The following is a 17,756-nucleotide window of genomic DNA, read 5'->3' on the forward strand; positions in this document are numbered from 1 at the left end:
CCCATTGTTCCACCGCCTCACGCCGCGACCATGTCGTTCTGTTCGGCATAGTTGCGTAGCCTGTTGAGTGCACGAAGCTCGATGCGCCGCACGGTCGATGTGCTCGTACCGAGTTCTTGCGCCAGCCGGGAGCGTGACACCGGTGGCCCGTTCAGGCCGAAGACGGCATGGACGACCACGCACTCGTCTTGCGGCAACTTCTCCAGCCAGACGCGTAGATCGCGCGAGCGATCATCTGCTATCGGCTCGTCGGCCTCGGCAGGCAAGAAGTTCAGCAACTCGGCGGTGAGGCGACCAGGAGGTGTGAGCCCGACGGTGTCCCGCACCCGCTGCTCGTCACGGCCGACATGCCTGGCCAGCTCCCCCACACCGACCTCTCGTCCGAGCATGGTTTCGAGATGTTCGCGCGTCCTGCGCAACTCGGCAGCATTGCGGAGCCTAAAGTCGCTGGCCTCGATCGCTCCGCATCGTCGCAATGCGGCCTTGGAGATTTCTCTTTCGACGATCCGCCAGGCCATGGTGACGAAACGGTAACCGCGCCGGCAATCCCAACGCATGATGGCATCCCCCAGGCCGACGCACCCGGTCTGGAAAAGCTCATCGGCGCTGACTCCCGCACGATCTGCCCAGGTGAACGCCAGATTTGCGACCATCCGCAGGTTACTCATCCAAAATTCCTCATATGCCTGCCGGCCCTGCTCTGCCAGCAGCTCCAGCTCGGTTTCGGTCCCCTCGGGGACGCGGATGTTTCCGTTCAGCGCCTCATCGGCGAGTATCCCTGCTTCGATGGCGAAAGCGAGCCGGACCTCGTCGTCGGCCGTCAACAATGATCGTTCGGAGAATTCGAGACTCATGATCCGAGCATGAACCATCTTTTGTCCGGTCCGCCGATTTCCACAGGCCCAGTACGGACAACACGTTCTTGGCGAAAACCCGGCACGAAAGAGGCAGATCTGCTTTGCCGGTCCTGCGCGTGCGCATCGTGCCGAGGAAGGAACAGTCCCTATGAATAGCAACGGCACTGCTCACATCGAACTCTCCCGCTGTGGTGCATGATGGCACCAGTTCCGTGAGCTAATCTGCCCCGCTGCTGATCTGTTCGAGGGTGCGCCTGGTGGTCTCCAACACGATCAGCTCGCTGAATGCCTGCTTGTGCGCGGAAGGATTATCCACCGGATTGATCCGTTGCAGTCGCGATTTCAACTCGGTGAGTCTGCGCATCGTGCTCAATAACTGCAGTTTCGCGGTGTAGGCAGACGCATAGGCCTCGTCCGGGTCGTGATGGACGCCCTCCACCAGCAGCGCCACCTCGAGCTGGCGCGCAACATCGTCGCCGGTGGCCTCCTGCAGCTGCTCGGCCCAGCCCTGCGGCTGGTAGGGGGTCTGCGCGATGACCTCGAAGATCGCCCGGTAGGCCGGATGGGTGAAGTCGTCGGCACTCACACCGTTCCACGCCGTATCGAAGAGCACGGGATGCTGCAGCATCAACTTCAAGGTGTCCCGTTCGACGACGATATTGCGATCGAACGGATCGGGCCACGGCAGCGACAGGCCGTCGAGGGTCGGCCCCTCATCGTGGTCCTCACTCGGACGCACCGTCCGCATGGGCGGCACCTGCGTGGTCGGCATCGCCCTGCGGGACTGCTGCGAGACGATGCGGCGGACCTCCTCGACATCCATGCCGACCAGCTGCGACAGATCGTGAAGATAGCCGCGCACCAGTGATGCGTCCCGAACGCTCGACACCAGCGGGGCGGCGGCCCGCACCGCCTGGACGCGCCCGTCGACCCGGTCGAGATCGTATTGCTTCACCACGTTGCGCATCACGAAGCGATACAGCGGCACTCGGCGTCCGACCAGTTCACGCACCGCGGGCTCACCCGATTGCAGCCGCAAGTCACATGGGTCGAGGCCGTTGGGTTCGACAGCCACATAGGTCTGCGACACGAAAGCGCGGTCGAGGTTGAAGACCTTCAAGGCGGCGGCCTGACCGGCCGCGTCCCCGTCGAAGGTGAAGACGATCTCGCCGTTGAAGGCGTCGTTGTTGCCCATCAAACGCTGCAGCATGCGCGCGTGGTCGGCGCCGAAAGCCGTTCCGCAAGAGGCCACCGCGGTGTCGATTCCGGACAGGTGGCAGGCCATCACGTCGGTATAGCCCTCGACCACAACCGCCTGAGATTTCTTGCCGATCGGCTGGCGGGCCAGATCGAGGCCGTAGAGCACATGCGATTTCTTGTAGCAGACGGTTTCTGGAGTGTTGATGTATTTCGCAGGCATCCGGTCATCGTCAAATACCCGGCGTGCCCCGAACCCCAGCACCGATTTTGCCGAATCGCGGATCGGCCACAGCACGCGTCCTTGGAAGTAGTCCCAGCCTGATTCGCGAATCAGGCCGGCCTTGACGAGCTCTTCGTCGCTGAATCCCGCCCGGTTCAGATGGTGGTGCAGCGCGCGGCCGTCCTTGGGGGCATATCCCATGCCAAAATGTTCGGCCGCCTGACGGTCGAATCCGCGGCCGTCGACGAATTGCCGGAAGATCACTGCCTCGGGCGTGGTGATCTGTGCCTGATAGAACTCGGCGGCCGCTTGATTGGCGGCCAGCACCCGCTGCCGGAGCCCTGGTTGAGCGGCCGGGCGTCCATCGTCACTGATGCGCAATTGGACGCCGGTTTTGTCGGCCAGCGTCTGTACCGCCTCGGTGAAGCTCAGATTGTCGATCTTTTCCAGGAAGGTGATGACATCGCCGCCCTCGCCGCATCCGAAACAGTAGTAGAACCCTCGGGAGGGGGTGACCTGAAAACTCGGCGTCTTTTCGTCGTGGAACGGGCAGAGCCCCTTCAGCGATCCGCCACCGGCGTTGCGCAGCTGCACGTAGGCGCCGATGATCTCATCGATGCGGGCCCGTTCACGAACCAACGCAATATCTTCCTCGTTGATTCGGGTTGCCATGGCCGCAAGTCTATTCCGTTCTATTCGCCGCTACGAAAGCACCGACTTCGCTCGCACGCGACTCGTATGCGACATGAAGCGAGCGGCCTCGGCATTGGCCAGCGTCATCTCGTCCATTCCGCCCACGTGCAACATGCGGCGATCGGCCGGATCCTGCACGGATCTTCCACCACGAGCCCCCATCCTTGTCTCGCCGCATCCTGCGTAGCCTCCGATCCGCCTCAGGCAAGCGGCCCCACACCGTGCCCCATGCTGCGGGGCAGCTCGGCCTTGGCCCAGCCCAACAGGTGTTCGGCCTGGTCGAAGGAGAACCGGTCGGTCATGCCTGCCACATAGGTCACTGCCGAGAGCACCGGATCGTCGCCACGAAACGCCTCCGGCAACCGGTAGGCGTGCTCCGAGTAGTAGGAAACGAGTTCCTGCAAGACGGCCACGACACTCTGTGATTGCGCCAGGGACTCGGGGCGCGTGTAGATCTGCTGGTAGTTGAACCGTCTGAGTTCGGCCAGCGCCTCGGCATGATCATGATCCATGCCCACCTGCCCGCTTGCGGCGATGCTTGCGCTGATGGCGCGGATCAAGACGCTGAGCTGTTCACGGCGCCCGGTGCCCAGCCTCTCGCTCACCGCGTTCGGCAGGTCGGCCAGATTCACGATGCCCGCACCGGCCGCATCCTCCAGGTCGTGAGCGCAGTAGGCGATGCGGTCGGCCCAGCTGACGATCTCACCTTCGATGGTCACCGGGGCCGGACGCGACCAGGAGTGGTTCCTGATGCCGTCGAGAGTCTCCTCGCACAAATTGAGTTCGGCCAGCGCCACGTCGGCACCCCACGGGCCGTGGTCGAAACCTTCCGGCAGGAACGCGTCGAAGGCCTCCTCGGAGGCATGGCCCCCTGGACCGTGCCCGCAATCGTGGCCCAGCGCGATGGCCTCGGTGAGGCTCACGTTCGCGCCGACCGCGCGGGCGATCGAAGTGGCCACCTGCGACACCTCGAGGGCATGGGTCAACCGGGTTCGTTGATGATCGGTCGGATAGACCACCACCTGGGTCTTGCCGGCCAGCCTTCGGAATGCCGTCGAATGCACGATCCTGTCCCGGTCACGCTCGAAGCAGGTGCGCTCGGCGTCCGGTTCTTCGGCCCGGGCCCGGTTTCCTGCTCCGTGTGCCAGTGCGGCCCCGGGCCGCAGCCACGCTGCCTCGCGTTCTTCGCGAGCTTCGCGTCCGATCGGCTCACCGGTGGCGATCTGTGCATGGGTGTCACGGTGCGCCCGCACCAGATCACAGCCGTGACCCCGCATGGTGGACGCCCAACTGATGGCCCTGGGGTTCACCGATCGTTCGGCTCGGGCAGCATTCGCAAGCGCATCAAAATCCCCGGCGGCGGTGTGCTCCTCATTGCGACCCACCCCATCCGCAAAGCCTGTGGTCTGCGGCGCATCCGGTGTTCTCATGCCTCAACCCTCGCATCCGGCACTGACATTTTTGGTGATCGTCTGGTTTCTCGCAGCAACTTCTGAGGCCGCTACCTCCCGCGCCCGAAATGCGAACACGCACGACATGTCGGGCGCATGATCATATTCCGGGCGCACAGATGGGCAGCTACCCGCCAGATGTCTCCAGCTCTGCCTCCGACAGATCCAGGTCGAGGCCGCAGCGGTCGTCCAGCCAACCCCAGGGCATGGTGACCTTTTTGCGGGGACTGCCCTGGCGCCCGCGGGGGCGTCCGAGTTCAGCGACGGGATAGGGCACATCGTGGTCCAACTGGGCGAGCAACGAATCCAGTTCGGCAAGCGACGAGACCATACCGAGCGCATGCCTCAGCTCCCCGCCGAGCGGGAAACCCTTGAAGTACCAGGCCATATGCTTGCGCAGATCTTTCATGCCGTGCTCCTCGCCCCACAGCCTGGCCAGCAGCTCACCATGTCGGCGGACGATCTGCGCGACCTCGCCGAGACTGGGCAACACGTGCACGTCGTCTCCGGCAATTGCGGCGGCGAGGTCACGGAATAACCAGGGGCGTCCCAGACAGCCGCGTCCGATCTCGACACCTGCGCAACCGGTCTCGTTGATCATGTCTACGGCGTCGGAGGCTTCCCAGATGTCGCCGTTGCCCAACACGGGGATGTCGACGGCTTTCACCAGTTCGGTGATCGCGTCCCAGTGGGCGTGCCCCGAATAGGCTTCGGCGACGGTGCGGGCGTGCAGGCAGATGGCCGCCACCCCGCAATCTTCGGCGATTCGTCCCATGTCGAGATAGGTCAGGTGGTCATCGTCAATGCCCACACGGGTCTTGACGGTGACCGGCACTCCGTAGCGGTCGGCGGTTTGCACGGTGCTGGTCATGATCTGGCGGACCAGATCGAGCTTCCAGGGCAGCACTCCCCCGCCGCCCTTGCGGGTGACCTTGGGCACCGGGCAGCCAAAGTTCAGATCAATGTGGTCGACCTTGAAGGAATCGCACAAGATGTCGACAGCGACCTCCAGGGAGACCGGGTCGACGCCGTAGGTCTGCACCGATCGCACGGTCTCCTCCGGCCAGAAGGCCAGCATGTCCGCGGTCTTGGAGTCGCCAACCACCAAGCCGCGCGAGGTGATCATCTCGCAGACATACAGCCCGGCGCCCTGCTCCCGGCACAGCTGCCGGTAGGCGGCATTGGTGACACCGGCCATCGGCGCGAGAATCACCGGGGTGTCGATGACCACCGCGTCCGGATGGGACGGCGAAGAAAGCCGCAGCTTCGGCAGCAGTCTGGTGGAAGTCTGAATTGCGCTCATCGCCTCCAGATTATGGGGCTGTCCCAACCCGGCTTCATCTGCCGAACACGTTAAGCAAAGGTCGCGAAATCCCGCGAATCACAGCCGAGTTCGCTAACGCATTTATAAGGATCTCCGCCCGCCGAGATCAAGGAGATCCTGCGAGATCTCGATGGGGTCACGACGTTCAGCTTCACCAAGCTGCAATATCCGTTCTAAATGCGTCCTGACCAATCAAAAAGTAACTAGTGCGAGAGGGCACGTGATCGGCTTGCTCCAGGTTCACTCCACCATGTTCTGCAGACGCCGTTCCGGTAGGAACAGTGCGCTACCCGCAGCGATCAAGAAGGATGCTCCGAAAACTCCGAAGACCAGCGGGTTTCCGCCCACGGTCAGCATCAAGGGGACGCACAGCGGCGCGATGATGGCGGCCACCCGTCCGGCCGCCGAGGCTGCGCCGGTACCGGTACCGCGCATCGACGTGGGATAGATTTCCGGCCCGATCGCATACAGCGCGCCCCACGCCCCGAGGTTGAAGAAGCTCATGGCGCAACCGGCGATGATGATTCCGGTGGGATCGGTCTGGATGCCGAAGAGCACAGCCGAAATCCCCGAGCCGAGCAGGAAGCACGCCAGAGTTGGGCGGCGTCCCCATTTTTCGATCAGCCACGCGGCCACCGCGTATCCGGGGATCTGGGCGAGCGTGATGATCAGGGTGTATTCGAAGGAACGCACCAACGAATGCCCCTGCCGCAGCAGAAGCGTCGGCATCCAGGTGAATGCGCCGTAATAGCTGAGGTTGACGAAGAACCAAACGGCCCACAGAGCGATCGTCCGTCGGCGGAGGTTGGGCGAGAAGAGTGATTCCTGCTGTGTTTCGACGGTCTCCACACTGACAGGGGTGTGTCGCACCGCGGTGTCGACGCCAATCGCCTGTTCCACCCCCGAGTTCGTTTCGAACTCGCGCACCGACTCCTCGGCCTGCCGGAGCTTTCCCTTCGATTCGAGAAAGCGCACCGATTCGGGTAGCCCGTGCCGCACGACCAACGCGTAAGCCGCCGGAACCAGCCCAACCAGCAAGGCCCAGCGCCAGCCCGACCAGCCGCCGATCGTCTGCGGAACGAGGAAGTAGCCGAGCAGAGCGGCCATGATCCAACCGAGAGCCCAGAAGCTCTCCAGCCAGACCACCATGCGCCCGCGAATACGTTGCGGGGCGAATTCGCTGACAAGGGTGGACGCTACCGGCAGTTCGGCACCCAGCCCGAGGCCGACGACGAACCGAAGGATCATCAGCATCGCGATGCCCGCCGAGAACGCGGCCATGCCGGTCGCGATGCCGTAGACCAGCAAGGTAAGCGCGAAGACGTTGCGGCGTCCGAGCTTGTCGGCGAGCAAGCCACCGACCGAGGCACCGATCATCATGCCGACGAAACCGATCGATCCGATCCAGCTCAGTTGGGTGTTCGTCAGATCCCATTCGACGGCCAGAGCGGTCATCACATAGCTGATCAGGCCGACGTCCATCGCGTCCAGCGCCCAGCCGGCCCCCGAACCGGCCAGCAGCTTGCCGTGCTCGCGCCCGAACTTCAGCCGGTCGAGTCGGCTGGCCCGGGTGGGCAGTTGTTCGGTCGCCACCTCGTGCAGTTCGGTCATGGTGTCCTCCCGCTGAGTGTTGCGAACTATTCGTCAATCGGTTTTCGTCTGTCAGTCTAATACTTGCCGACCCAATTCTTACACGGACACTCACCCGGTGGCGAACCGCACCTCATGCTGGGCAGCCTCGCGCCATGCAGCGCCCTGATCTCAGCGCCGAGGCCCGCGCGCATGAGCGAACGACTGGCCGGCAGGCATGATCCGGGTGTTCAGCGGCGCTGAGGCGATCGCGGCGGTGAGATTCCGGAGCGTCCGGCGAGGTGAGCCCGTTCCGCGTTGGCGGACTTCCGCGACGATCGGGTTGCAAGAGCTGGAGTCAACGCGGCAGCGGAAGCTCCCGCCCCCGCTGCCATACTGGACGAGTGATGCAGCGCTTCCGTGATCTTCTTGTCTTCGAGCCGACTTCGCGACTGGTCATCGCCTGCGATTCCATCGGCGGGATCGGACCCAAGCCTGGCGACAGTGTGCACGCGGACGAGCAGACCGTCGCCCATTTCGGTGTGCGGGTGCCACTTCTGGAGGTGCTGTGCTCGGGCGCTCGGCCCATCGCGCTGATCAATGCGTTGTGCGTCGAACGCAATCCGACCGGGCAGAAGATGATTGACGAGATCGAGATTCTCGCTGCCCAAGCGGGCATTCCGGCGGACGCCGTCAGCGGCAGCACCGAAGAGAATGCGCCGACCACCTCGACCGGAATCGGGGTAACGGTGATCGGCTCGCTCGACCACGAGCTCCCGAAGGCCCAGCCGGGAGACGTGGTGATCTGCGCCGGGCTGCCGATCGCCTCCCCTGAATTCAATGTCTATGTCGGGCATCCCGATCAGGTGACTGTTGCCGAGGTGCGCGACGTGCTGGCCTCGGGCCTGGTGCACGATGCGCTCCCTGTCGGCTCGCATGGCATCGGCTACGAATTGGCCGAGATGGCCCGGGTGGCCGATCTCGAATCCCGCTGGCTGGGCGGGTGGGATATCGACCCGAAGCGATCGGCCGGCCCCGCCAGCTGCGTGCTGTTCGCGTGCCCGCCCAACAACATGGACGCAGTAGTCGAGCTCCTCGATCCGAATCGTCCGGCCTCGCCCATCGCCCGACTGAGTGAGAAGGACGTCTGAGGCATAAACTCACAGGTCTTTGAGGCGGCTCCGCCAATAGCCAGGACGTCGTTTCGCGTGAGCGTAGGCAACGATGATCACTTCATCATCGCGGACGAAGTAGACAATCCCGTAAGGAAACACATCAATGCCCCGGCGTCGAATGACAGGGAATCGTCGACGCCCATGATACGGCTGCGCGGACTCCGGCTACTCGCGAATAAAGTCAACAGCAGTTTCCATCTCATCGGCGAATTGCTCGCCCAGTCCGGCCTCTTCGTTGTCGCACCAGAGAGCGGCTTCGCGGAGCTCTACTCGCGCTGCAGGATGCTCACGCCAACGTCGCAAAGTCATTTGTGACGGGCGGCCAGTTCTGCGCGGATGATGCTGCGAGTTTCTTCACCATCCACTAGTTCAACCTTGCCAGAGAGTATCTCGTCCACGCGTCGGTCAATCTCCTCCTCCCAGGCACTATCGACCTCGGCCTGCTCAACATCGTCGACCTGCTGGAGCGCCAACGACGCTATTTCGCGCTCATCAGCGGAGAGGGCCTTGCCTTCCGCGATGTAATCCGCAAGCTTCGGAGTCATGCCAGAAGCCTACCGCGCAGAGCACTCGATCCTTAGAAAACAACATCGGCCGCACGCTACATGTCATCGAGACTCTTGATGGCCTAGATCCTGCCCCAGCCGAAGGCGATGCGTCCGGCGGCGGCGAGGACCCCGAGGACAATGAACACGGTAGTCAGCACGACTTGGGCCGGACGCCTGACCATGTCGTGCATGACGATCATCGTCCGATTGGCCCCGTAGCCACGCACGCTCAGCGCGATCCCGAGATTCTCGGCCGTCACCAGCGAACTGGTGAGCAACGGTACGACGATCGCGACATTCGCCTTCCAGCGTTGGACGAAGTTGCCCGCGTCGATGCGCTGCCCCCTGGCCTGCTGAGCCTGCTGGATCTGTTCGCGGCGTCTGGCCAGATTCGGGATGGCCGCCATGGCTGAACTAACGAGGATCGACAGCCAGCTCGGCAGATGCCAGCGGACCGCGAGATCGAGCACGTCGTCCACGGAGATGTCGTGCATCGCCATCCAGGTGGCAAGGATCATCGCGAGCATCCGCAACACGAAGGTGCAGCCCATCAGCACACCGCCGACGGTGAACCGCAGTGGCCCCCATTCGCCGATCACCCGCAGGTGCTCGGGATCATGAATCATCCGCGCCGAGGTGGAAAAGGCAGCGCAAAACCCGACCAGAAGAAACACGACCAGCGACGCCCTGATCAGTGGCCATGCCGATCGCAGCGGCAGCCGCTGCCAAACCGCAATCGCGAACAACGCCGCAAGCACGCCGAGATTCCACAGCGGATGCGCGAAGCTCATCACCGCAAGGGTCGTCGCCAGCAAGAGGGCGAGCCTCGCCGGAAGATCAAGCGTTGCGCTCACGGTTGCTTTCCTTCCCGCAAAGCTCGAGCAATTGAGCTGCCGCCACGCTGAGACGAGGTGAAATATCCAGGCCGAACAGCGTCCGCCACAGTTCACCCAGTTGCGTGCTGACCTGCATTTCAGCGGGGCCATCGGCGACTATGCGTCCGTCTTCGATCCTGATCACCCGGCTCGCATGCTCGGCGACGAGCTCCATGTCGTGGCTGATCATCACGATTGTGGTGCCCTGCTGGTTGAGTCGGTCGATCAGGCGCATGATCGACCGGACACCTCGCCAATCCTGGCCGGTGGTCGGCTCGTCGATCACCAAGATCTCCGGTTCGACCACCAGAATGGACGCCATAGCGACCAGCTGCCGCTGTCCTCTGGTGAGGGTCAGCGGGTTCTCATCTGCCACCCCTGAAAGGCCGGTGAACTCCAGAACCTCGGCGGTTTTCCGCGCGACTTCGGCGTCCGGACGCCCGGCCATCCGCAGAGCGTACCCGACCTCTTCGGCCACCGACTTGCAGAAGATCTGGTGGTCGGGATTCTGGAAGACATAGCCGACGCGTCCGGCGAGCTTCCAGGTCGGCTGATCGGCGATGTCTTCACCACAGATCCGCACGCTTCCCGAAGCCGGACGCAGCAGTCCGTTCAGGTGCTTGGCCACCGTCGTCTTACCGGCACCATTGGCCCCGATCAACGCAACGAACTCGCCCGCACCGATGGTGAGGTCGATGCCGTGCAGCACCTCGTCCCCGGCTGAGTAGCCAAAATGTAGGTTCTCGATCTCGATCACCGGCCGCCCGGCTCGTATCCCGGTCCCGTCTGCCGGAGAATCAGGACAAGGCATTTGGTCATTGAGCGGCACGAGGCATGCGGTGGCTGCGAGTTCTTGCCCGACCGTCACGATGTGAGGACAGTCTGAGTCGGTTCGCCCGGTTTCCACTGAACGAGCAGACAGAGCGTCATCTGCGTGACGGCGGCCGTTGTCGCCCGAATACGACGGACCACCAAGCGCCAACACGCGCCGCAGCCAATCGGCCATTTCCGGAACGGTGATGGGCAACCTCCCGCCGACCGGCAGGTTCAGCGCCCATTCGGGCCGGGCGCGCAGAAGCTCTCGTCCGAGCCGGGCCATCGGCAACGGGCGGATACCCATCTTCTCCGCACGATCGGGATCGGCGAACAGGTCGGCAGGAGGTCCCTGCCAGGCGAGCTGGCCATGGTCCAACACGACGACGTGCTCCGCCCGGCTCAGCACGGCCACCGGATCATGCTCGGCGGCTATCACCGTGATGCCTTGCCTGCGTAATGCCGCCACGACCCGGCGTACGTCGCGCGCACCATCGGGATCGAGCTCGGAGGTCGCCTCATCGAGGCACAGCACCTCCGGGCCCATCGCCAGCACCCCGGCGATCGCCAGCCTCTGCAGTTCGCCCCCGGAGAGCTCGCCAGTGGCCCTGTTTTCGAAGCCCGCAAGCCCCACCGCTTCGAGTGCATCCTGTATTCGCCGCCTGATCTCCGCACGCGGAATCAGATGATTGCGGGGGCCGAAGGCGACGTCCTCGCCGACCGTGCGTCCGATGACCTGGCTGGCCGGGTCTTGCAGCACCAGCCCGATGTATTGCGTCAGGGTCTGCACCCGGTAGTCAGCCAAATCCGCTAGTCCGTAGCGGATCTGCCCGTTGAGGTCACCACCGTCACCGTTCGGGATCACTCCGGTGATAGTCTGCAGCAGCGTCGACTTTCCGGCCTCGGCTGCGCCCATGACAGCGGTGCTCGAGCCGGCCGCAAATCCCACGCTGACCTCGTGCAGCGCGTCAACCGACGACTTCGGATAACGAAAGCCGACCGACTCGGCATTCAGGTCTTGGGGCACGACTCAACTCAACAGGCGGGTCTTGCGCAGCGGCAGATAAGCGATGGTCGCGATGGCAAGGTTGACGGCCGCACCGACGGCGAGCGAGGGCACGGTGGCAATGTACAGAGCCCACCCGCCCATCGGCAGCATGATCAGCGCAAGCACCGGACTGTTGATGAGCAGCGCCAGCACGAAACCCGCGACCAGGCCGGCGGTGCCCTTGCGTCCCAACCAGCCGAACACCCAGGCGCAGGCCCCCATCCCCACTCCGATCACCAGGTGCACCGGCAAGGTCAGCGGAAATCCGGTGATCGCCGCGGTCAGCAGGTGGCCGACCAGTGCGACGACGGCGCCCATCCAGCCCCCGAAACCGAGAGCCACGAAGAAGCCGGGTGCCGCGTCCAACGCAACGGTGCCAACCGGCGACGGGATCTTGATCAGCGCACCGACTGCCGACAACGCGATGAAGATCGCCATGATGGCGAGCTTGCGGGCCGACAGCCCACCGGCTGATTGATCGTGAGCCCGCTCCTCAAGTTTGGGAGTGGTCTGGGCATTACTCATGGTTTCCTACCTACTTCTTTCGTGAGGACCCGGCGAAGGATTGGCACGCCGAGTGGTGAGGTTCTTGTTTTCGCTCGTCACGACCTGGGCGGCGAGGCCGGATCAGGTGCTTCGGCTCGTGACGGTCGGCCGGTAGCGATCGGGCCTCACGACGATGCGGCTCGTCTCGATCGGGCGATTCTGAGCGGTGTATCCCACTCGGTCGATGCACAGCAGCGGCATCCCCGGCGCGATTCCGAGCAACTCGGCTTCGCGATCGGACGCCATAGCCAAGCCGTACCGGTCACTGGTCTGTGTGATGCCGACGTCGAGCGCGGACAGTTCTGCGTAGAGAGATGCTTGTGCCGCGAGAGAATCCAGATCCACACCGGCGAAAACGGACGCCGGAAACCACGACTCGCTTACTGAGACCGGCTCATTGTCAGCGGTATGCACGCGGCGAATATGAACCAGGCGGCCCTCCCCCGACGGGATCGAACCATCGACAGCATCGAGATAGGGCTCATGTTCCGACGAGCCGGGCTCGCTCGCTTCGTCGCTGCCCGCTCCCGCCATCAGCTCGCGGGGATCATCCCGCAGACCGCGGTCAGCCGAATCGCGCTCCAGCAGCCGCCTGCGAGTCTGGGCCTCATCGCTCGTCACCTCGATCACGCACGCGTGCCCGCCGGTGACTCCCGGCTCACGCCCGAGCGCGCGCATCGTCGCACTGAAGCTCATCATGTTGGCTTCTGCCTGAATCGGACGACCGGCCGTCACTTTGGTGCCGTTGCCTCGGTCGATCTCCAGTAGACCGTCGACGATCAGGTCACCGATCGCCTTGCGGATCGTGGTGCGACTCACCTGATAGCGCTGTTGCAAGGTTTGCTCGCTCGGCAGGTAATCGCCCGGCTGCCAGACGCCGTCGCTGATCTGGGACGCAAGACTGCGCTCGACCCGCAAGTACAGCGGCTCACTGCCCATCTGCCGGGCCACCCTTCATCACACGCGGATTCAACGTTCTCGGTCTATCGTCAACCAAGAGCCGAGACATCATGACGTCTCCATGTCTACCATCGGTGGGCTGCCGCCGTCCAGTGGGTTGCCCTTGAGGTCCTAGAGGCAGCTCCGTCTCAACAGAACAGACAAGAGATACCCATGACCATTCACGATGACCCCAACCAACCGCCGCACCGGCCGGCAAGGCCACAACCGAGACCTTTCGGCGGCCATGTCGCCGTCAATGTGGTCGCGACGCAATCTCGCTCACGCGGCCGAACCGTGCCGCCCCGACGGCTTACGGCTCGGAGATGAAGCCCTCCTGGACCATCCAGTCGAAGGCGACATCCGCGGGTTCTCGTCCGTCGACATCGACCTGCCGGTTGAGTTCGATGAGCACATCGTTGGTGAGGCTCGGCGAAACCTGGTTGTATACGTCTGCGAGTTCGGGATACTCCTCGAGCACGTCGGTCCCGATCACCGGCGAGGCGTTGTAGGCGGGAAAGAAGTTCTGGTCGTCTTCGAGCACGGTGAGGTTCAGGGACTTGATGCGTCCGTCGGTGGTGAAGACCTCGCCGAAATTGCAGACACCTTGGTCGGTGGCCGTGTATACGGCGCCGGCGTCCAGGATCTTCACATTGTCGTCGGGCACGTCGATTCCGTAGTGCTCGAGCATGGGACGGAACCCGTCCGAGCGGGAATTGAAGTCCGACTCGATGCAGAAGGTGCGTTCCTCGACAGGCAGGTCGGCGATCTGGCTGAGGCTGGAGATGCCGCCCAGTTCCTCCTCGGTCGACGCGCTCACCGCCAGCGCATAGACATTGTTGAGGGGTGCGGTCGGCAGCCAGGTCAGGCCGTTGTCGGCATCAGCATCGCGGACGGCCTCCCACTGCTCGGTTTGGTCGGGGATGCCCTCCTCGTGGCCCATATAGGTCAACCACGCCGTCCCCGTGTACTCGTAGGTCATGTCGGCCGTGTGGTCGAGCATGAGCTGGCGCAGCGCCTGGGGTCCCGGAATGTTCGTCTGATCAGTGACGTCGAAACCCGCGGTTTGAGCCGTCAGCACCGCGATCTTGCCCAGGATCAGCTGCTCGGTGAAGTTCTTCGTCGTCACGGTCAGCTGCGCGTCGTCGGGCAGGTCGGGAATCGGCTGGATGGATCCCGGCGCTGAGGCCGGCACATAGGCGGACGAGGGCTGCAGACCGCAGGCGCTGGTGGTGGCCAGAACCGCTGCCCCGAACAGAAGCGCACAGCAGCGACGACCACGCGGCACACGGGCACGATGGGAAAAAGTCATCAGAGTCCCTTCGGACGGACAAACGTCTCGATGATGCGTCCGACCCAATCGATGAGCAGGGCCAGGAGCGAGCTGAGCAGAGCGCCGGAGACCAGGACGCTCGGCAGAAACAGCCGCATGCCGGTCTGGATGAGGACGCCCAGCCCGCCGGCGCCGATGAAGGCAGCGAGAGCCGCCGTGCCGACGAGAAGCACCAGTGCGGTGCGGACACCACTGAGAATGACGGGCGTCGCCAGTGGAAGCTCGACGCGCCACAGCGTGGCGAAGCCGCTCATCCCCATGCCGCGCGACGCCTCGATAAGCGGGGGGTCGACCTCGTCCAGGCCGATCATGGTGTTACGCAGAATCGGCAGGATGGTGTAGAGCACCAAAGCAATGACGGCGGCTTTGAAGGTGAATCCCTGCCAGAATGCCAGGAGGACGATGAGACCGACGGCGGGTGCGGATTGGCCCGCGTTGGCGAGGGTCAGAATCACTCCCGAGGCACGGCGGAGCGGACGCCGGGTGAGCAGAACCCCCAAGGGGATACCGATCACCAACACGATGACCGCGGATACCAAGGTCAGTTCCAGGTGCTCCAGGGTCGAGCCCCACAGCGCCGACGGTGCCAGGGTGACTCGCTCGGTCTCCGAGAGGTCCGCAGTGGCGAGCCAGACGAGATAGCCCGCCAGGATCACCAGAACAATCAGTGGCTGGATCCACATCCCCTTTCCGGCCCGGTTGGCCGGTGCCCGCTTCGCCTCGGACGGATGATTCTCCGGCACCGGGATCGGCGTCCCCGGCGCGCCTGGCGCTGACGCAGTGACCGTACTCACTCTTCGTCATCTCCTCGGCGCGGAGTCTCAGGAATCGCGGCATCGTCGCCTGCGGCGGCCACGTCGGTGACGGCCGAGTCGGCGGCAACCGCCGCTCCGACCGCGTTCCCGACTCCGGTCGTGGGGGCGTCATCAGGTGCGTTCGGGTCCGAGCCATTCCCGCCGACTGGAGTGCTGTCGGCCCCCGGCGCGGCGGTACGCAGACGTGTGATGGCGTCCATCACGACCTCGACCGTGATGACGCCCTGGAAACTGTCTCGGCGTCCGGTGATGAGTGCGGCACCCGCATTGGAGACCAGCATCGAACTCAGCGCGTCGGTGAGCGTCGATTCCTCGGAGACCGTTGCCAGCGCGGGATCTTTCCTGTCGGGGATCGTGGTCATCCGCTCGACCTGTTGGCGCGATGGCCACGACAGAGGCCGGTTGTGCCGGTCCAGGACGACGACATGGTTGTGGTCGCCGGCCTCCTTCATGCGAGTGAGGACGGTACGGGCGTCGTCACCGGGGTTGCAGGTCACGGCCGGCCACAGGTCGGCGTCCCGAACCCTGTTGAGGGTGAGCTGCTTGAGCCCGGCACCGCCACCGATGAATCCTTCGACGAACTCGTTCGCCGGGGCGGCGAGAATCCGCTCGGGGGTGTCGTACTGGACGATGTGAGCGCCCTCGGAGAGGATCGCTATCCAGTCGCCCAGCTTGATGGCCTCGTCGAAGTCATGGGTGACCAGCACGATCGTCTTGTGCAGGGTCGCCTGGATCTCCAGCAGCTCGTCCTGGAGCCGTTGACGCGTGAGCGGATCCACGGCCCCGAACGGCTCATCCATGAGGAGCACGGGAGGATCGGCGGCCAGCGCCCGTGCCACACCGATGCGCTGCTGCTGGCCGCCGGACAGCTCCCGGGGATAGCGGTCCCGGTAGCTGGCCGAGTCCAAAGAGATGAGCTCCATGAGCTCCTCGATGCGGTCATCGATGCGATCGGCGGGCCAATGAAGCATCTTCGGCACCAGGGCAATATTCGCAGCAACCGTCATGTGGGGCAACAGTCCTCCGCCCTGGATGACGTAGCCGATGTGACGGCGCAGATTGTCGGCGTTCATCGACATGACGTCGCGATCGCCGATCGTGATGCGTCCGGTGGTCGGCTCGATGAGCCGGTTGATCATCTTGAGCGTCGTGGTCTTTCCGCAACCGGACGGGCCGACCAGTGTGACAAGCTCACCGGAAGGAATCTCCATGGTGATGTCGTCGACGGCTGCCCGCGGCTGGCCGGAGTACTTCTTGGTGATGTGCTCGAGCAGGATGCCCTGCCCCGTCCGGTCGGCCGACTCCGGGAAGGAGGCTGCGGACGAGTCGCCGGTGGAGCCACCGGAGGTGCTGGTGATGTCAGTGCTTAACACGGATCCCCCTGGGAGTGCTGAGACGGCCGAGCCCGACGAGGACCAGGTCGAGAACTTGGGCGAGAATGACGACTGCTACGACGGCGACGACAACGGAATTCAGGGCGTTTGCGCCACCGAGCCGCGACAAGCCTGTGAAGATCATGCCGCCGAGGCCGGGGCCGAGCGCGTACGCCGTGATGGCGGCGACACCCATCGACATCTGGGCGGAGACACGGACACCGGCCAGAATGACGGGCCAGGCGAGTGGGAGCTCGACGCTGAAGAATGCGCGCGGCCCGCTCATGCCGACCCCGCGTGCCGCCTCGATCAGGTTGGGTTCGACCTCGTTGAGGCCCACGATCGTGTTGCGCAGGATCGGCAGGACGGCGAAGAAGGTGACGGTCACCACCGATGGGGTCACGCCGAATCCGAAGGGGACCACCAGGATGGCGATGAGAGCGAACGACGGGATGGTTAGTCCGACGGCGCTGACACCGTTCGCGAGTTCGGCCAAGGTGCGGTTGCGGTGAACCAGTGCCCCGAGAACGATCGCGAGCAGCGTCGCGAGCACCGTGCACTGGACCACGAGTGACAGGTGCTGCCATGACGCGAACCAGATCTGGCTCCATTGGTCAGTGAGGTATTGCCACATGAATATCCCATCGTCAGGGGTTGGACGGCTTCGTCTGGGGATCACATCGTTTCGGCACCGGTGGCTGCGAGACCCGGATGTCTCGCGATTCCAGCGGATTCAGCAGAAGGCACCTCGCGCGGCCTCGCGCGGGTTGCCGCATGCCTGCGAACATGCGGCGGAAGTTCTCGCCCGGGTGTCTGGAGAAAATCACTGCCGACCAGTACAGCACGGGTGACCAGAGCACGCAAACGCCAACACGCAAAGGGGCCGCCCACATTCAGTGGACGGCCCCTCGCTCGATTCGGCCTGGATTCGGACTCATGTCAATGAGTTCAGCCGCCCAGACCCCATCGCCCGAGCA

16 protein-coding genes are annotated in these 17,756 nt (G+C 64.0%); 2 read left to right on the plus strand and 14 right to left on the minus strand.

The features are described from left to right. Positions 1-17 precede the first annotated feature (17 nt). The 5 genes from QQ658_RS07780 to QQ658_RS07800 form a co-directional block, all read right to left on the minus strand. Positions 18-854 (minus strand): sigma-70 family RNA polymerase sigma factor, encoded by an 837-nt coding sequence (locus QQ658_RS07780; protein WP_286024311.1) that lies wholly within the window; start codon positions 852-854, stop codon positions 18-20. Positions 855-1,074: 220 nt separating this feature from the next. Next, complete coding sequence (gene dnaG, locus QQ658_RS07785) at positions 1,075-2,949, minus strand: DNA primase (RefSeq protein WP_286024312.1); 1,875 nt, start codon at positions 2,947-2,949, stop codon at positions 1,075-1,077. 221 nt (positions 2,950-3,170) lie between these two features. After that, positions 3,171-4,247, minus strand: a complete 1,077-nt coding sequence (locus QQ658_RS07790; RefSeq protein WP_286027060.1) for an HD domain-containing protein — start codon at positions 4,245-4,247, stop codon at positions 3,171-3,173. 301 nt (positions 4,248-4,548) lie between these two features. Beyond that, positions 4,549-5,724, minus strand: coding sequence for a tRNA dihydrouridine synthase DusB (dusB, locus tag QQ658_RS07795; protein ID WP_286024313.1), 1,176 nt, complete (start codon positions 5,722-5,724; stop codon positions 4,549-4,551). Between the two features lie 261 nt (positions 5,725-5,985). After that, the gene (locus tag QQ658_RS07800; protein ID WP_286024314.1) at positions 5,986-7,356 is read right to left on the minus strand and encodes an MFS transporter; all 1,371 of its coding nucleotides are present in this window, start codon (positions 7,354-7,356) and stop codon (positions 5,986-5,988) included. A 365-nt stretch (positions 7,357-7,721) separates the two neighbouring features. Between QQ658_RS07800 and QQ658_RS07805 the strand changes: the two genes are divergently transcribed. Both QQ658_RS07805 and QQ658_RS07810 read left to right on the plus strand, forming a co-directional pair. Next, positions 7,722-8,465: an AIR synthase related protein gene (locus tag QQ658_RS07805; RefSeq protein ID WP_286027061.1), complete on the plus strand. Its 744-nt coding sequence runs from the start codon at positions 7,722-7,724 to the stop codon at positions 8,463-8,465. Positions 8,466-8,522: 57 nt separating this feature from the next. Further along, positions 8,523-8,804, plus strand: a complete 282-nt coding sequence (locus tag QQ658_RS07810; RefSeq protein ID WP_286024315.1) for a hypothetical protein — start codon at positions 8,523-8,525, stop codon at positions 8,802-8,804. Here the strand turns inward: QQ658_RS07810 and QQ658_RS07815 are convergent. The 9 genes from QQ658_RS07815 to QQ658_RS07855 form a co-directional block, all read right to left on the minus strand. Further along, a complete protein-coding gene (locus QQ658_RS07815) occupies positions 8,795-9,034 on the minus strand; it encodes an addiction module protein (protein WP_286024316.1) in 240 nt (79 codons plus the stop codon). The genes QQ658_RS07810 and QQ658_RS07815 overlap by 10 nt on opposite strands. 83 nt (positions 9,035-9,117) lie before the next feature. After that, positions 9,118-9,891, minus strand: coding sequence for an energy-coupling factor transporter transmembrane component T family protein (locus QQ658_RS07820; RefSeq protein WP_286024317.1), 774 nt, complete (start codon positions 9,889-9,891; stop codon positions 9,118-9,120). Then, complete coding sequence (locus tag QQ658_RS07825; RefSeq protein WP_286024318.1) at positions 9,875-11,752, minus strand: ABC transporter ATP-binding protein; 1,878 nt, start codon at positions 11,750-11,752, stop codon at positions 9,875-9,877. The genes QQ658_RS07820 and QQ658_RS07825 overlap by 17 nt, the downstream gene beginning before the upstream one ends. A 3-nt stretch (positions 11,753-11,755) precedes the next feature. Continuing rightward, complete coding sequence (locus QQ658_RS07830; protein ID WP_286024319.1) at positions 11,756-12,298, minus strand: ECF transporter S component; 543 nt, start codon at positions 12,296-12,298, stop codon at positions 11,756-11,758. A 102-nt stretch (positions 12,299-12,400) separates the two neighbouring features. Beyond that, positions 12,401-13,258, minus strand: coding sequence for a GntR family transcriptional regulator (locus tag QQ658_RS07835; protein WP_286024320.1), 858 nt, complete (start codon positions 13,256-13,258; stop codon positions 12,401-12,403). A gap of 313 nt (positions 13,259-13,571) precedes the next feature. Further along, complete coding sequence (locus QQ658_RS07840) at positions 13,572-14,570, minus strand: glycine betaine ABC transporter substrate-binding protein (protein WP_286024321.1); 999 nt, start codon at positions 14,568-14,570, stop codon at positions 13,572-13,574. Next, positions 14,570-15,385: an ABC transporter permease gene (locus QQ658_RS07845; RefSeq protein ID WP_286024322.1), complete on the minus strand. Its 816-nt coding sequence runs from the start codon at positions 15,383-15,385 to the stop codon at positions 14,570-14,572. Before QQ658_RS07845 ends, QQ658_RS07840 begins: the two co-directional genes overlap by 1 nt. Further along, entirely contained in the window at positions 15,382-16,779 is a 1,398-nt protein-coding gene (locus QQ658_RS07850; protein ID WP_286024323.1) for an ABC transporter ATP-binding protein, read from the minus strand. Before QQ658_RS07850 ends, QQ658_RS07845 begins: the two co-directional genes overlap by 4 nt. Then, on the minus strand, positions 16,766-17,413 hold the full coding sequence (locus QQ658_RS07855; protein WP_286024324.1) for an ABC transporter permease: 648 nt from the start codon (positions 17,411-17,413) through the stop codon (positions 16,766-16,768). The genes QQ658_RS07850 and QQ658_RS07855 overlap by 14 nt, the downstream gene beginning before the upstream one ends. Between the last annotated feature and the right edge of the window lie 343 nt (positions 17,414-17,756).

This window comes from Propionimicrobium sp. PCR01-08-3 (genome assembly GCF_030286045.1).
Taxonomy (GTDB): domain Bacteria; phylum Actinomycetota; class Actinomycetes; order Propionibacteriales; family Propionibacteriaceae; genus Brooklawnia.

What these genes read in the sequence shown, in the direction of transcription:
- QQ658_RS07780 (WP_286024311.1), bottom strand. Translation starts at nt 854, where the DNA reads ATGAGTCTCGAATTCTCCGAACGATCATTGTTGACGGCCGACGACGAG.
- dnaG (WP_286024312.1), bottom strand. Translation starts at nt 2,949, where the DNA reads ATGGCAACCCGAATCAACGAGGAAGATATTGCGTTGGTTCGTGAACGG.
- QQ658_RS07790 (WP_286027060.1), bottom strand. Translation starts at nt 4,247, where the DNA reads ATGCGGGGTCACGGCTGTGATCTGGTGCGGGCGCACCGTGACACCCAT.
- dusB (WP_286024313.1), bottom strand. Translation starts at nt 5,724, where the DNA reads ATGAGCGCAATTCAGACTTCCACCAGACTGCTGCCGAAGCTGCGGCTT.
- QQ658_RS07800 (WP_286024314.1), bottom strand. Translation starts at nt 7,356, where the DNA reads ATGACCGAACTGCACGAGGTGGCGACCGAACAACTGCCCACCCGGGCC.
- QQ658_RS07805 (WP_286027061.1), top strand. Translation starts at nt 7,722, where the DNA reads ATGCAGCGCTTCCGTGATCTTCTTGTCTTCGAGCCGACTTCGCGACTG.
- QQ658_RS07815 (WP_286024316.1), bottom strand. Translation starts at nt 9,034, where the DNA reads ATGACTCCGAAGCTTGCGGATTACATCGCGGAAGGCAAGGCCCTCTCC.
- QQ658_RS07830 (WP_286024319.1), bottom strand. Translation starts at nt 12,298, where the DNA reads ATGAGTAATGCCCAGACCACTCCCAAACTTGAGGAGCGGGCTCACGAT.
- QQ658_RS07835 (WP_286024320.1), bottom strand. Translation starts at nt 13,258, where the DNA reads ATGGGCAGTGAGCCGCTGTACTTGCGGGTCGAGCGCAGTCTTGCGTCC.
- QQ658_RS07840 (WP_286024321.1), bottom strand. Translation starts at nt 14,570, where the DNA reads ATGACTTTTTCCCATCGTGCCCGTGTGCCGCGTGGTCGTCGCTGCTGT.
- QQ658_RS07855 (WP_286024324.1), bottom strand. Translation starts at nt 17,413, where the DNA reads ATGTGGCAATACCTCACTGACCAATGGAGCCAGATCTGGTTCGCGTCA.